This window comes from Ruegeria sp. AA6 (assembly GCF_056542865.1).
This window is the reverse complement of sequence record NZ_JBQGAN010000018.1, coordinates 36,161-49,769: the sequence shown is the minus strand read 5'-3', so window position 1 is coordinate 49,769 and position 13,609 is coordinate 36,161. Positions and strand designations below refer to the sequence as shown.

Annotated in this window: 11 protein-coding genes; 6 read left to right on the top strand and 5 right to left on the bottom strand. The window is 58.4% G+C overall.

The window, feature by feature from the left end; translation table 11 throughout:
- The first annotated feature begins 32 nt into the window (after positions 1-32).
- The 4 genes from ACR0LN_RS18120 (at position 33) to ACR0LN_RS18105 (ending at position 4,638) form a co-directional block, all read left to right on the top strand.
- The gene (locus ACR0LN_RS18120) at positions 33-1,115 is read left to right on the top strand and encodes an ABC transporter permease (protein ID WP_480431629.1); all 1,083 of its coding nucleotides are present in this window, start codon (positions 33-35) and stop codon (positions 1,113-1,115) included.
- Positions 1,116-1,117: 2 nt separating this feature from the next.
- The gene (locus ACR0LN_RS18115; protein ID WP_480431627.1) at positions 1,118-2,038 is read left to right on the top strand and encodes an ABC transporter permease; all 921 of its coding nucleotides are present in this window, start codon (positions 1,118-1,120) and stop codon (positions 2,036-2,038) included.
- A 31-nt stretch (positions 2,039-2,069) separates the two neighbouring features.
- Positions 2,070-3,143, top strand: a complete 1,074-nt coding sequence (locus ACR0LN_RS18110) for a BMP family ABC transporter substrate-binding protein (RefSeq protein WP_480431626.1) — start codon at positions 2,070-2,072, stop codon at positions 3,141-3,143.
- Between the two features lie 100 nt (positions 3,144-3,243).
- Positions 3,244-4,638 carry an MFS transporter gene (locus tag ACR0LN_RS18105; protein WP_480431624.1) on the top strand — a complete coding sequence of 465 codons (1,395 nt, stop codon included), beginning with the start codon at positions 3,244-3,246 and terminating at the stop codon, positions 4,636-4,638.
- A gap of 18 nt (positions 4,639-4,656) precedes the next feature.
- Here the strand turns inward: ACR0LN_RS18105 and ACR0LN_RS18100 are convergent, their stop codons facing one another.
- Both ACR0LN_RS18100 and ACR0LN_RS18095 read right to left on the bottom strand, forming a co-directional pair.
- Positions 4,657-5,889, bottom strand: coding sequence for an HlyD family secretion protein (locus ACR0LN_RS18100; protein WP_480431623.1), 1,233 nt, complete (start codon positions 5,887-5,889; stop codon positions 4,657-4,659).
- Between the two features lie 3 nt (positions 5,890-5,892).
- Positions 5,893-6,273 (bottom strand): hypothetical protein, encoded by a 381-nt coding sequence (locus tag ACR0LN_RS18095; RefSeq protein WP_480431660.1) that lies wholly within the window; start codon positions 6,271-6,273, stop codon positions 5,893-5,895.
- A gap of 151 nt (positions 6,274-6,424) precedes the next feature.
- Between ACR0LN_RS18095 and ACR0LN_RS18090 the strand changes: the two genes are divergently transcribed.
- The gene (locus tag ACR0LN_RS18090; protein WP_480431621.1) at positions 6,425-7,492 is read left to right on the top strand and encodes an NAD(P)/FAD-dependent oxidoreductase; all 1,068 of its coding nucleotides are present in this window, start codon (positions 6,425-6,427) and stop codon (positions 7,490-7,492) included.
- The gene (locus ACR0LN_RS18085; protein ID WP_480431619.1) at positions 7,489-8,139 is read left to right on the top strand and encodes a DUF938 domain-containing protein; all 651 of its coding nucleotides are present in this window, start codon (positions 7,489-7,491) and stop codon (positions 8,137-8,139) included. Before ACR0LN_RS18090 ends, ACR0LN_RS18085 begins: the two co-directional genes overlap by 4 nt.
- Positions 8,140-8,180: 41 nt before the next feature.
- Here the strand turns inward: ACR0LN_RS18085 and ACR0LN_RS18080 are convergent, their stop codons facing one another.
- The 3 genes from ACR0LN_RS18080 to ACR0LN_RS18070 all read right to left on the bottom strand — a co-directional run bounded on the left by ACR0LN_RS18080 (position 8,181) and on the right by ACR0LN_RS18070 (position 13,607).
- Entirely contained in the window at positions 8,181-10,688 is a 2,508-nt protein-coding gene (locus tag ACR0LN_RS18080) for a GcvT family protein (protein ID WP_480431617.1), read from the bottom strand.
- 135 nt (positions 10,689-10,823) lie between these two features.
- The gene (locus tag ACR0LN_RS18075; protein ID WP_480431616.1) at positions 10,824-12,101 is read right to left on the bottom strand and encodes a hypothetical protein; all 1,278 of its coding nucleotides are present in this window, start codon (positions 12,099-12,101) and stop codon (positions 10,824-10,826) included.
- A gap of 93 nt (positions 12,102-12,194) precedes the next feature.
- Positions 12,195-13,607: an FAD-binding oxidoreductase gene (locus tag ACR0LN_RS18070; RefSeq protein WP_480431614.1), complete on the bottom strand. Its 1,413-nt coding sequence runs from the start codon at positions 13,605-13,607 to the stop codon at positions 12,195-12,197.
- Positions 13,608-13,609 lie beyond the last annotated feature (2 nt).

Below are 13,609 nucleotides of genomic sequence, written 5' to 3'. Positions count from 1 at the left end.
CAAAAAGACGAAGAACTTGGGGGTATGAGCAGATGATTGTGTTGGAGAAACGGCCTCAGCCGTCCAAAGCGTGGTCTTACGCGACCCCACTGGTTGCGGTGCTTGCAACGATGGCCTTTGGCGGCATTCTGTTCGCCCTTCTAGGAAAGAACCCGGTTGAGGCCATCGGCACCATTTTCTGGGAACCACTGTTTGGCGAATTCGCATTCTATTATCGCCCGCAATTGCTGGTGAAAGGCGCGCCATTGGTGCTGATTGCCATTGGTTTGTCGCTGGGCTTTCGCGCCGGCATCTGGAATATCGGCGCCGAAGGTCAATACATCATGGGCGCTATCTTTGGCGCGGCAGCCGGCCTGGCATTCTATCCGCTAGACGCATTTTATATCTTTCCGATCATGGTGATCGCGGGCGCGTTCGGCGGCTGGCTGTGGGCAATGATCCCGGCTTTTCTGAAAGTGCGCTTTGGAACCAACGAAATCCTTGTGTCGCTGATGCTGGTCTATGTCGCCGAGCAGATGCTCGCCTCGGTTTCGCTGGGCCTGCTAAAAAACCCCGAAGGGTTCGGTTTTCCTGGCTCACGCAACCTGCAATCCTATGACAGCGCGCATAACGCCGAACTAATTGCCGGATCGGGGATGCACTGGGGCGTCGTGACCGCGCTGATCGCGGTGATCTTTGCCTATGTCCTGTTGAACCGGCACATGCTGGGTTTCCACATCCGCCTAACGGGCGAAGCGCCAAGGGCCGCCAAGTTCGCAGGTGTGAACCCGGCGCGTCTGATCCTGTTCTGTCTGGGTCTGTCCGGCGCGCTGGCAGGGCTGGCGGGGATGTTCGAAGTCTCCGGCCCCTCGGGCGTGGTCAGCATCGACTTTAACGTCGGTTACGGCTTTACCGCGATCATCGTGGCCTTTCTGGGCCGCCTGCATCCGGTCGGTATTCTGCTGGCCGGTGGCCTGATGGCGCTGACCTATATTGGTGGTGAAATCGCCCAGTCTCAGCTAGGCCTGCCTGCCGCAGCCATTCAGGTGTTCCAGGGCATGCTTCTGTTCTTCCTGCTGGCATTCGATCTTCTGACAAACTACCGCATCCGTGCGGCCCGTAGCGAGGTGGCATAACCATGGACCTTGGAGAAATTAACCCCGTCCTTCTGATCGCCTCGCTGATGGTGGCCGCAACCCCACTGTTGTTGGCCGCAATCGGAGAATTGGTGGTCGAAAAAGCAGGCGTCCTGAACCTCGGCGTTGAGGGCATGATGATCGTGGGCGCGATCAGCGGCTTTGCGATTTCGGTCGAGACCGGCTCGCCATGGCTGGGCTTTATCGCAGCCGCCATTGGTGGCGCTGCGCTGTCGCTGCTGTTCGTATTGCTGACGCAGGTGGCGCTGGCCAACCAAGTGGCCAGTGGACTTGCGCTGACGCTGTTCGGATTGGGATTCAGCGCGCTGATGGGACAAAGCTATGTCGGTGTGAAACCGCCTGATATGGCTGACATCCATATTCCGTTGATCAGCGACATTCCGGTGATCGGCCCGATCCTGTTTCAGCATGACCCGATCCTGTATGTCGGCATCGCCCTGACAGCGGCCGTCTGGGCCACGCTGAAATACACCCGCGTCGGTCTGATCCTGCGCGCGGTGGGCGAAAACCACGATGCGGCGCATGCGCTCGGCTACAAGGTCATCAAGATCCGTATCATGGCGATCCTGTTTGGCGGCGCATGCGCGGGCCTTGGCGGAGCCTATATCAGCCTGATCCGCGTCCCGCAGTGGACCGAAGGGATGACCGCCGGTGTCGGCTGGATCGCGCTGGCGCTGGTGGTGTTCGCCAGCTGGAAACCTTGGCGGGCCTTGCTGGGCGCCTATTTGTTCGGCGGCATCACCGTGTTGCAGCTTAATTTGCAGGCAGCGGGCGTTGCCATTCCCGTCGAGTATCTGGCAATGTCGCCCTATATCATCACGATCCTTGTGCTTGTGATCCTTTCGGCCGACAAGAGCAGCGCACCTGCCTCACTGGGCCGGACCTTCCATGCCTCGCACTAGAGGCCAACTGAACCAACTTGGGGAGTAACACATGAAATTCACTACACTTCTGGCAAGTGCCGCCATGGCGCTGGGTCTGGCCTCGGGGGCCATGGCCGAAGACAAGACCAAGGTCGGTTTCGTCTATGTCGGCCCGGTGGGCGACGGTGGCTGGACCTATGAACACAACAAGGGTCGTCTGGCCGTGGAAGACCACTTTGGCGACAAGGTCGAGACCGTCTTCGTTGAATCGGTGCCTGAAGGCCCGGACGCCGAGCGTGTCATGACTCAGATGGCGCTGGAAGGGGCCGATCTGATCTTCACCACCTCGTTCGGGTACATGGACCCGACCATCAACGTGGCGAAGAAATTCCCGAATGTGAAGTTCGAGCACGCAACCGGATATAAAACCGCTGACAACGTGTCGGTCTATTCGGCCCGCTTCTATGAAGGTCGCGCGGTTCAGGGCCACATTGCCGGTAAAATGACCGAGTCGAACATCATCGGCTACATCGGTTCCTATCCGATCCCGGAAGTGATCCGTGGCATCAACTCGGCCTATATCCACGCCAAGAAGGTGAACCCGGATGTCGAGTTCAAGATCGTTTGGGCCTACACTTGGTTCGACCCGGCGAAAGAGGCTGACGCCGCCACCGTTCTGATCGAACAGGGTGCAGACGTGATCCTGCAGCACACCGACTCGACCGCGCCGCAGGCAGCCGCTCAAGAAGCAGGCAATGTGATCACCTTCGGGCAGGCCTCGGACATGAGCGAGTATGCACCGCACCCGCGTGTGTCTTCGATCATTGACAACTGGGCGCCCTACTACATCGCGCGTACCCAGGCTGTCATCGATGGCTCGTGGGCAACCGTGAACACTTGGGACGGTATCAAAGAAGGTATGGTTGAGATCGGAGAGATCTCGGACGCGGTTCCGGCCGACGTCAAAGAAGAAGCGCTGGCGATGAAGGCCGCAATGGCTGCGGGCGAGTACCATCCGTTCACCGGCCCGCTGAAAAAGCAGGACGGCAGCGATTGGCTGGGCGAGGGTGACGTGGCCGACGATGGCACCCTGGCGGGCATGAACTTCTACGTCGAAGGGCTGGAAGGCGAAATTCCGCAGTAAGCCAAACTGCATTCGCATCGAGGGGCTGGCCGTTTGGCTGGCCCTTTTTTTGCTTCTTAGAAACTTGACGAATAGAGCCACTCCGGCCCTGATAGAATCCGTGAACCTCAATCCGAACAAAAGCCCGATGCAGACCAAGGCACAAGACCACAGTCGATGGTGGCTGCTTGGTGCAATGGGGGCAATTCTTGGCGTTATTCTGCTGGATGAAACAGTGGTCAGCGTGGCACTGCACACAATTCGGGATGACCTCAGGCTTTCGGAGCTGGACGCGCATTGGGTGGTGAATATTTATCTGCTTGTGCTGGCCTGCTTTGCCGGGGCTGCGGGCCGATTGGGCGACATTTTGGGCATTCGCCTATTGCTGGGCGCGGGTCTGTTTATCTTTGGCGTATCATCGGTGATGGGCGGGTTTGCTGATAGCGGTTTCACACTTTTGGCAGCACGTGCAATCCAAGGCTTTGGGGCAGCGTTAATCTTTCCTTTGTCGCTGGTCATTCTGGTCCAATCCTTCGATGAATCAGAGCGTGGCCTTGCACTGGGTCTTTACGGAGGGATTGGGACGGTCTTCCTGTCACTTGGGCCACTGGTTGGCGGATTGCTGACGGAATACCTGTCATGGCGCTGGATATTCTGGGTCAATCCACCGATCGTTCTGGTGGTCGCAGCGATTGCCTGGACCTTCTGGCGTGATCCGCCGCACCCGCCAGAGCTTGGGTTTGACTGGCGTGGCTTAGCGCTGCTGGTCCCTGGCTTGGCCGCGTTAGTTTTTGGGATCATGGAAGGCCCGGATCGCGGCTGGACCCAGCCCGAGGTGATGCTGGCATTGCTCGCAGGCATTGCGGCTCTGGCACTTTTTGTTCGGGTTGAGAGACGTTTTCAAACACCGCTGATTGCCATATCCCTGTTTTCCAATCCCGGCTTCGCAGCCTCGAACATGATCCTATTCACCGCGCAGTTCGGTAAGATCGCACTTTTTGTCTTCGGGGCGTCCTACTTTCAGGCAGAACTCGGCTATTCACCTCTGGCCGCCGGGGCGGCGCTGTTACCTATTGCATTCCCGCAAATATTTGTGGCCCCGATAGCAGGCAAAGTCGCAGACAAATTTGGTACACGCGGGCCGTCTCTGACAGGCACAGCACTGGGAACAATGGCCATCGTGTCGGTCGCTGTGGGAATGCACCTTGGCGTTTCGGCACTGATTTACGCAGGATTCGTTTTGTGGGGATGTTGCGTGCCGTTCCTGTTTGTCCCGCCCCGGCGGGCCATAATGACTGCCGTGTCACAAGACCTGCACGGGCAGGCCAGCGGGATTTCGATGACATTTCAACTGTTGGGCGGCACCGTCGGTATGGCCTTGGGCAGTTCGGTCTACGCCCTTACCGCCTCATATACTTGGGTCTTTAGTTTCGTCGCAGGTTTCGCGGCCTTTGTTCTGGCTTATTCCTACGCTTCGCTGACTGAAAGTGGCAGCTCTGGCCGCACCCCGGACTAAGTGCGCGGCCAGACAGTATTAGTGGCCCGTCAGGACCAGAGTATTGACCGGCATCAGGATCAGGCGCAGACGCAGACCCGCTGCGTGGACAACGCCAATCGTATCGATCACGTGCAGAACCGCCGACTGCCAAAAGCCCAGATCTTCATGCTCTAGCCGTTCGTGGTTATCGGTATAGACATTGTCCAGACAATTGCTTCCGGGCGGGATGTCATCCGCCATGTTCTTATAGAGCGGCTCCATATAAACGAGTATCGAACCCGGCACGCGGTTCGTCTGCACATCCCGCAGCTCGTCCGAAGGGCGGATTTGGCCGGACGGGATCACATCCTGAACTTCAACCACGACCATCGGGATCACGGTAAAAGGTTTGGTCATACAGCCCAGTTCCCCGATCATACCCGGCTTAATGACCTGCGCCGACATCTGGTTGAACGCGGCCTGAAATCGGTTGTGACCAGTGTGTGACGGCACGAGAATGCCTGCCGGGCGCAGCAAAGGACTGACATAGTCACCAACCTGCAGCCCGAACTGTTCGACCCGACCTGTCACCCCAGCACTGATCACGGTCTTGTCCAGCTCGGTCAGTGCCGCATCCAGTTGCGCGTTGGCGCTGGCCAGTTGAGCGGGAATCAATTCCTCGATCTGTTGTACGACTGCGGCACGTTGGGACTCGGCGGCGCGCAATTGAGCTTCGCGTTCAGCAACCAGATTTTCCAACCGGTCGATCTCGGCCAGTCGCACGGCGCTGGAGCCTTCGTCACGCAGCGTGGTGTTGCGTTCCAGATCTTCCAGCGACTGATCCAGCGCGGCACGTGCGCCAGCTATTCCGGCCTCGGCCTCGGCCAGATCGGTCTCGGCCACTTTCAGCGAAGCTTGAACCTGTGCGATCTGGGCGTGTGCAGCTTCGACCATGGCTGTCTGGGTAAAATCCTCGATCCGAAAAATCGGCTGCCCTGCAGTCACCAATTCGTTGTTGCGGACATAGATTTCGGACACACGCCCGCCCAGTTGCGGCAGGATCGTCACGGTGCGGAAATACGAGGCCGCCGTTTTGCTGGCCGGGTGGAAATAAAACAGCGTGGTGATCACTGTCAGCGCCAGAATGGCACAGGTGGTCAGGCCCCAGCGCAGCTCGTACCACATGGTGAACAGCGTGATCTCATGTCCGATCCGTTTGCCTTGGACATAACGACGGAACAGATAGTCGGGCAGCACCGTCACCAGCGCGCACATCAAAGTCTCAAGCATGTGTTACTGCTCCTGCTGCGCGGTGGGTTCGGAAGGTTCAACGGCCGCAGGTTCGGGCGGATTCTGATTACCTAAAGATCGGATTGCGTCCGCAATAGCCCTTAGTGGGGCGGCTACATCGGGGAACTGGAACCCAGCCACCAGAATGGCGGCGACCCAGAACAATCCATTATGCGTGAACAGTGCCAGCAGGGCCAGAATGCCGACCAACTGGAACTGAGGGTGATTGGATTCATGCGCGATTTTCTCGGGGATCGAATGCAGGGTGAAATATCCAACCCCGATCAAAATGATCACCACAACGGTAAAAACAAACATGAATGTCAAAAGAAAATCGCTGCCGTCCGCCTGGGTCACATAGGACGGAATATGCCCCGTGGCCATCGGGTGTAAATCTGCGGTGCTCACCCTGCCCTCCTGTTTCTGCTTGATCCTCTTTGGATGGGTTGATGCATAAATTCAAGCCTGCTTAAAGTTGCCGACAATGTTCAGATACTATCGTCCCTCGATGGGACGCCCGGGCAAAAGGGTACATATGATTGATTTTCTCATCATCGGTGGCGGCATCGCGGGACTAAGCGCCGGTGCCCGGCTTTCCGTTCACGGGCGCGTGATACTGCTCGAAGCCGAAGATGCACTGGGCTATCATGCGTCGGGTCGCTCTGCCGCTACGTTCGAAGAAAGCTATGGTCCGCCCTCGGTGGTTGCTTTGAATAAAGCAGGTGCCGCGTATCTGCATAATGGTGGTTATCTGACACCGCGGGGCATTTTGCTGGTGGGCCGCAAAGATCAGCGCGCGGATTTTGAACAGGACGCTGCGGACTTGAACATGCAGGTCATTCCTGCGACCGAGGCGGTTGCCCGCGTGCCTATCCTGAACCCCGATAGGGTTGCCCATGCAGCCGTCAGCACGTCCGCGTTCGACATCGACACCGACAGGCTGCTGCAGGATTTTGCCCGGGTCATTCGCAATAATGGCGGCGAGGTCGTGACCAAAGCCAAGGTTACCGGCATCCACAAGAATCCTCACTGGATCGTCGTGGCTGGGGAAGTCTTTGAAGCCCGCAATCTGGTCAATGCCGCCGGAGCCTGGGTGGATGAAATCGCCCTTATGGCCGGGATCGACCCGATCAACATCACGCCAAAACGCAGATCGATGGCGCGCCTGCCTGCTCCGGGCGGGCATGATGTCAGCGGCTGGCCCATGCTATTTGGCGTGGGCGAAGCGTGGTACGCCAAGCCGGATGCAGGCAAGCTGATCGTATCGCCATCCGAGGCCGACCCAGTGCCGCCGCATGACGCCTATGCAGACGACATGGTGCTGGCCGAGGGGCTGGCCCGCTACGAAGAGATGGTCACCGAGCCGGTCACGCGGGTTGAGACAAACTGGGCCGGTTTACGCAGCTTTACGCCCGATGGGACATTGGTTCTTGGGCCAGATCCAATCGATCCATCCTTTATCTGGTCTGCCGGTCAGGGCGGGTACGGGTTCCAGACCTCTCCGGCGGCATCGCAACTGGTTGCGGATCTGACTGTCGGCACGGCCTCCGAGCTGGACCACAAGACCATCGCTGCCCTCAGCCCAACGAGGTTACGCAGATGAGCAAACGAAAACTTCCTTCAAACGCCAGCGTCGCCATCGAAGGTCAGGACGGGCGGCTGGTCGCCCCGGCAGCCACCCGCAATGCCGATGCGCTGTGTGACCTGCTGCTGCACTGGGCGCCTAACAAGGGCAAGGCGCTTGAGATCGCCAGTGGCACCGGCCAACATGTCAGCGCCTTTGCCCGGTCGTTGCCTGACCTCCATTGGCAACCGACCGAAGTCGAAGCCGAGCGGCGCGCCAGCATCGACGCCTATGCCGCCGATTTGCCTAATGTCGCCGATGCCATTGCGCTGGATGCGACGGCTCAGGGCTGGCACAAAGGGTTTTCTGGTCAGAACCTGATCGTCCTGATCAATTTGGTACATTTGATCAGCTGGCCGGAAACGCAAATACTGGCGTCCGAGGCCGCGCAGGCGTTGGTGCCCAACGGTCGGTTCATCTTGTATGGTCCGTTCAAAAGATCCGGCGAGCTGACGAGCGCCGGAGACCAACGCTTTCACGATGCGCTCATCCAACAGGACCCCGAGATCGGCTGTAAGAATGATGATGACATTGCTACGCTGATGCGTTCGCAAGGTCTGACCGTCATCGAAACTGTAGAGATGCCCGCGAACAATCTGGCGTTCATTGCCGAGAAGCCGGGCTAAATGAAAAACAGGCGGCGCTTTCGCACCGCCTGTTCTTTGGATTAGCCGTCCTTGCGGATGGTTTCGTTCTTGGGGTCGTAGGGGCTGTCGCAGGTGACGACTGCATCCCAAAGCTTGTCCTGAATTTTGACCTGCAGCTTTGTGCCTTCGACCGCCAGCTCGGGCTTCACATAGCCCATGCCGATGGATTTCTCGAACGCGACCGAGTAGCCACCCGAGGTCAGACGACCCACACGCTCACCTTCCGGCGTGTACAGCGCCTCGCGGCCCCACGGGTCGGCATCATCCGGTCCGTCGATCAGCAGGGTACAGCATTTGACGCGCACGCCGGTCTCTTCCAGCTTCGCCTTGCCATAGAAGTCTTTCGACAGGTCGACAAAGCGCGGCAGGTCGGCTTCCAGCGGGGTCGCGTCGCGGCCAAGTTCGGTGCCAAACGCGCGATAGGATTTCTCCTGACGCAGCCAGTTCTGAGCGCGCGCACCGACCAGCTTCATACCGTGCTTCTCACCGGCTTTCTCCAGCAGGTCGAACAGGTAGTTCTGCATCTCGATCGGGTGGTGCAATTCCCAACCCAACTCACCAGTGTAAGCCACACGGATCGCGTTGACCGGGCACATGCCCAGCTCGATCTGACGAGCCGACAGCCACGGGAAGCGCTTGTTGGACAGAGCGGTTTCCGGGTCGGCGTCTTTGATGACCTCTTTCAGAACTTCGCGCGACTTGGGTCCGGCGATGGCAAAGACGCCCCACTGAGTGGTCACGTCCTGGATTTCGATATAGCCGAACTCCTCCATCTTGTCCTCGGCTGCCTTGCGCAGATAGTCGGCGTCATACTCAGTCCAGGCACCGGCGGAGACGATGTAGTAGTTGTTCTCGCCATTGCGAACGATGGTATATTCGGTGCGGGTCGTGCCGTGCGAGGTCAGCGCATAGGTCAGGTTGATACGACCGACTTTGGGCAGCTTGTTGCAGGTGAACCAATCCAGGAACTGAGTCGCTCCGGGGCCTTTGACGACGTGCTTGGTGAAGGCGGACGCGTCGATCAGGCCAACGCCTTCGCGGATCGCTTTGGCTTCTTCGACGGCATACTGCCACCAGTTGCCGCGGCGGAACGAACGGCTTTCTTCGTCGAAGTTTTCCGGCGCATCAACCGGACCAAAGTAGTTCGGGCGTTCCCAACCGTTCACCCAGCCGAACTGTGCACCTCGTGCTTTCTGGCGGTCGTAGGCTGGTACAGTGCGCAGCGGACGGCAAGCTGCGCGCTCTTCATCCGGGTGGTGCAGGATGTAGACGTGCTCATAGCACTCTTCGTTCTTGCGCGCCGCGAATTCGGTGGTCATCCAGTTCGATGAGTAACGCTTGGGGTCCAGCGAGGCCATGTCGATCTCGGCTTCGCCATCGACCATCATCTGAGCCAGATAATAGCCGGTGCCGCCTGCAGCGGTGATGCCGAAGCTGAAGCCCTCGGCCAGCCACATGTTGCGCAGGCCCGGAGCCGGACCAACCAGCGGGTTGCCATCGGGGGTATAGCAGATCGGACCGTTGAAATCGTCTTTCAGTCCGGATTCGGCGCAGGAAGGCACACGTTCGGCCATCGCCATGTACTGGTCCGCAATCCGGTCCAGATCCAGCGGGAACAGGTCGGCGCGGAAGCTGTCCGGCACGCCGTGTTCGAACCGTGCCGGTGCGCCGTGTTCATAGATGCCCAAAATCCAACCGCCACGCTCTTCGCGTGCATAGGATTCGTTGTCTGCGTCACGCACAACGGGGTGTTCCGGGTTGCCCGCCTCACGCCATTTGACCAGCTCAGGGTCTTTGTCCATGACGATGAACGTGTGCTCGACCGGGATGGCAGGCATCTTGATGCCCAGCATCTTGGCGGTGCGCTGCGCGTGGTTGCCCGAAGCGGTCACGACATGCTCGGCGGTGATCACCACCTGCTCGTCGCTCTCAACAAGGTTGCCGCCCTTTTCGACCATCTTGGTGCAGGTGACTTCCCAGTGGGTACCGTTCCAGTGGAAGGCGTCGGCCTGCAGCTTGCGGACGATGTCAACGCCGCGCTGACGCGCACCCTTTGCCATCGCCTGTGTCACATCGGCAGGGTTAATGTAGCCGTCCTCGGTGTGGTAGATCGCGCCCTTCAGGTCCGAGGTTTCGATCAGCGGCCAGCGTTCCTTGATCTGCTCGGGCGTCAGCCATTCATAGGCAACGTCGCAGGTTTCAGCGGTGGACGCATACAGCATGTATTCGTCCATACGCTCTTGTGTCTGCGCCATGCGCAGGTTGCCGACCACGGCGAAGCCCGCGTTCAGGCCTGTTTCTTCCTCAAGCGTCTTGTAGAAGTCCACCGAATATTTGTGGATGTGCGTTGTCGCATAGGACATGTTGAACAGCGGCAGCAGGCCCGCTGCGTGCCAAGTGGACCCGGACGTCAGCTCGTCCCGTTCGATCAACATCACATCGTCCCAGCCTGCTTTGGCCAGATGATAGGCAATCGAGGTCCCGACGGCGCCGCCGCCAACGACCAGTGCTTTGACTTGGGTTTTCATAACCGGGCGTCTCCCCTTGAATTCAGTTGACACCATATGGCGCATTTGAGGGGCCCGGCGCGACATTCATCCGACCAGTGATATGAGAAAAACGACCAGACGTCGCATACAGACAGTAGAATCGCGGGAGTTGGCTTATTGCCCAGAGACCGAACACCGTTTGCTGCTGCCAACCTTTGCACACGATGCCCCAACCCCGCCCTTATGTACGCGGACGGGTTTTGCTGATGCGCTATCGTTTGCGTCTTTGGCACCGCCGCCTATGGCTGCTATGGCGCCGAAAGCGGACAACTTGCCTTTGAGGCCGGAGAAAAACCCTGAGCCTTGGGCCTCACCTGCGTCTTCGGCATCCTCGGTTTGCGCCAAATCTGCCTGCCGCTGGACCGAATCCAGCAACAATTTTTGCGCCCGACCATAGCCGATCTGCAAGACATCCTGATTTTCGAAGACTTCACCCCCGGTGATGTCCATCAAGCCTTCACCGTTGAACCCCACGGACGTCATAGTGTTCACCATCACAGCCGTAACATCCAAATTGCTGAGTTTTTCGGTGGTCTTCTTTTCCTGCACGGCCACCATCTCAGAATATAAACGGTTCATCCTCTCGGCAATTTCAGGCTGCCGGTCGAGAGCGATCGTGTCCCCTCGCCCCACGACCGGAGATGGATAAGTCAGTAACGCGTTGAGGCCCGCATAGTCCATGGCCTCCAAAAGATCGCGGATCGTGGCGTCACCCGCATTGGTGTGCATTCGGATCACCACTTCTTCGTCGATCCCGATCCGCCCGATGATTTTGCGATGCGGAAAGTCCCCGGTTGGGTCCAGTGTATCTTGAGTAATCTCCATGAAGGCGACGCCGTCGATCACGGCAAATCCTTCTTTGAAGGAAAGCTGAGTCATAAAATTCTGCTGCCGTGACAGAGCCATGCCCGCCAGCGTATTCCGCGCCGATTCCGGTTTCAGGCTGATGTCGAACCAGACAACATCCTCCCCCTTGGCATAGATCATGCCCGTTTCACCAAGCTTGCCCAGTATCGCGTTTTGACCACCGCCAGAAAGACGTGCCAGTTCTGCCGGATTCGCAATGGAGCTGACCAAAGGGGTCGGACCATAGCCCGCAAGCACCGATTTGACGGGTTCGTTGTCGGTCGCCGTCAGCTCATACCGCACCCATTCTTCCCCTACATCAGGAAGGAATGACTTCGCCCCGGCTTTCCAGCGCTTCTTTCGGTCTCGCTCGGCGGCCTTGGCGTCGCGCTCGTCCTGCTGGCGCGCAAGACGATGTTTGATCGCGTCCACATAACCGTTGGCAGACAACGTGCCCTCGTGTTTTTGAACCTGTTGATAGTAGTCGAGGCCGCCAATGACCAATACCACCACCAGCACCAACCCAAAGATGCGTATCGCGCTCATCTGAAATCCGAAAATCAATCACTGCTAGATTAACGGTAGATAAACGGAAATTAGGGCAGCCATGTGACATCGCTGCTGAATTTTCGTGGAATCTTAGAATTCCTCACCGGATAAAATCTTGCCCGGATTCATTATGTTATCCGGGTCCAGAGCCTTTTTAATCGCCTCCATATAGAACACCGCCGGGCCAAGCTCCTTGACCAGATAGGGCCGCTTGCCTTGTCCGATACCGTGCTCACCCGTACATGTGCCTTCCATCGAAATCGCCAAGTCGTTCAACCATCCGACAAAACCGTCCGCACGGGCAACCTCATCCGGGTTTTCCATGTCGATCAGCAGCAAACTGTGAAAATTCCCGTCGCCAACATGCCCGACGATGGGCGCCATCAGGCCAAGTTCTTCCGCCTTGGCTCGAGTCGCGGTCACACATTCCGCTAAGCGCGAAATCGGAACGCAAACATCGGTCGATATCCCCCGTGCGCCGGGACGAAGTTGAAGACTAGCCCAATACATATCATGCCGGGCTTGCCACAATTTGTTTCGTTCTTCCGTCGTCGAGGTCGCGGCGAAGTCTGAGCCTCCAAACTCTTCTGCAATTTGGCCAAAGGTCTCTGCCTGCTCGACGGCGCCGGTTTCCGAGCCGTGGAATTCCAGCAACAGCAGCGGTGTCTCCGGCAGAGTGAGGCCAGAGTACGCGTTGGCGGCCCTGACCGATAACTCATCCAGCAGCTCAATCCGGGCAACCGGTACGCCGTATTGGATCGTCATCATCACGGCCTGACAGGCGGCGTCGACGGATGGAAAGGAACAGCGGGCCGAGGTGATCGCCTCGGGGACGCCCTGCAGGCGCAGCGTCAGTTCGGTGATGATGCCCAACGTACCCTCGGCCCCGATCAGCAGACGGGTCAGGTCGTACCCGGCCGAGGATTTGCGCGCCCGATGTCCAGTTCGGATAATCTGTCCGTCCGGCATCACCGCCTCAAGGCTGAGGATATTGTCCTTCATCGTGCCATAGCGCACAGCGTTAGTACCCGACGCCCGTGTCGCGGCCATCCCACCCAGCGAGGCATTGGCTCCCGGATCGATAGGAAAGAACAGCCCTTGGTCACGCAAATGGGTGTTCAGGTCTTCGCGGGTCACGCCGGGTTGCACAACACAATCCAGATCACCGGCATGGACCGCCAGCACCTTGTTCATTTGCGTCAAGTCAACCGATATCCCACCCGCTGGGGCGTTCACGTGCCCTTCCAGCGAGGTTCCGGTACCAAAGGCGATCACGGGAACTTTGTGCCGCGCACAGGTTTTGACAATCTCTGACACGTCCTCGGTCGAGTGCGGGAAGACCACTGCGTCCGGGGACTGGTTGTTGATCCAGGTCGTCGTGTGACCGTGCTGTTCGCGGGTCGCCTGACCAGTTTGCAGGCGGTCACCGAATTTCTGCTTGAGGATGCCGACAACCGTTTCAATCCCGGCCTCGTTTCGCGGTAACGCCGTTGCCTGCACCATGT

What these genes read in the sequence shown, in the direction of transcription:
- ACR0LN_RS18090 (WP_480431621.1), top strand. Translation starts at nt 6,425, where the DNA reads ATGATTGATTTTCTCATCATCGGTGGCGGCATCGCGGGACTAAGCGCC.
- ACR0LN_RS18075 (WP_480431616.1), bottom strand. Translation starts at nt 12,101, where the DNA reads ATGAGCGCGATACGCATCTTTGGGTTGGTGCTGGTGGTGGTATTGGTC.
- ACR0LN_RS18115 (WP_480431627.1), top strand. Translation starts at nt 1,118, where the DNA reads ATGGACCTTGGAGAAATTAACCCCGTCCTTCTGATCGCCTCGCTGATG.
- ACR0LN_RS18120 (WP_480431629.1), top strand. Translation starts at nt 33, where the DNA reads ATGATTGTGTTGGAGAAACGGCCTCAGCCGTCCAAAGCGTGGTCTTAC.
- ACR0LN_RS18100 (WP_480431623.1), bottom strand. Translation starts at nt 5,889, where the DNA reads ATGCTTGAGACTTTGATGTGCGCGCTGGTGACGGTGCTGCCCGACTAT.
- ACR0LN_RS18070 (WP_480431614.1), bottom strand. Translation starts at nt 13,607, where the DNA reads ATGGTGCAGGCAACGGCGTTACCGCGAAACGAGGCCGGGATTGAAACG.
- ACR0LN_RS18080 (WP_480431617.1), bottom strand. Translation starts at nt 10,688, where the DNA reads ATGAAAACCCAAGTCAAAGCACTGGTCGTTGGCGGCGGCGCCGTCGGG.
- ACR0LN_RS18110 (WP_480431626.1), top strand. Translation starts at nt 2,070, where the DNA reads ATGAAATTCACTACACTTCTGGCAAGTGCCGCCATGGCGCTGGGTCTG.
- ACR0LN_RS18095 (WP_480431660.1), bottom strand. Translation starts at nt 6,273, where the DNA reads ATGGCCACGGGGCATATTCCGTCCTATGTGACCCAGGCGGACGGCAGC.
- ACR0LN_RS18085 (WP_480431619.1), top strand. Translation starts at nt 7,489, where the DNA reads ATGAGCAAACGAAAACTTCCTTCAAACGCCAGCGTCGCCATCGAAGGT.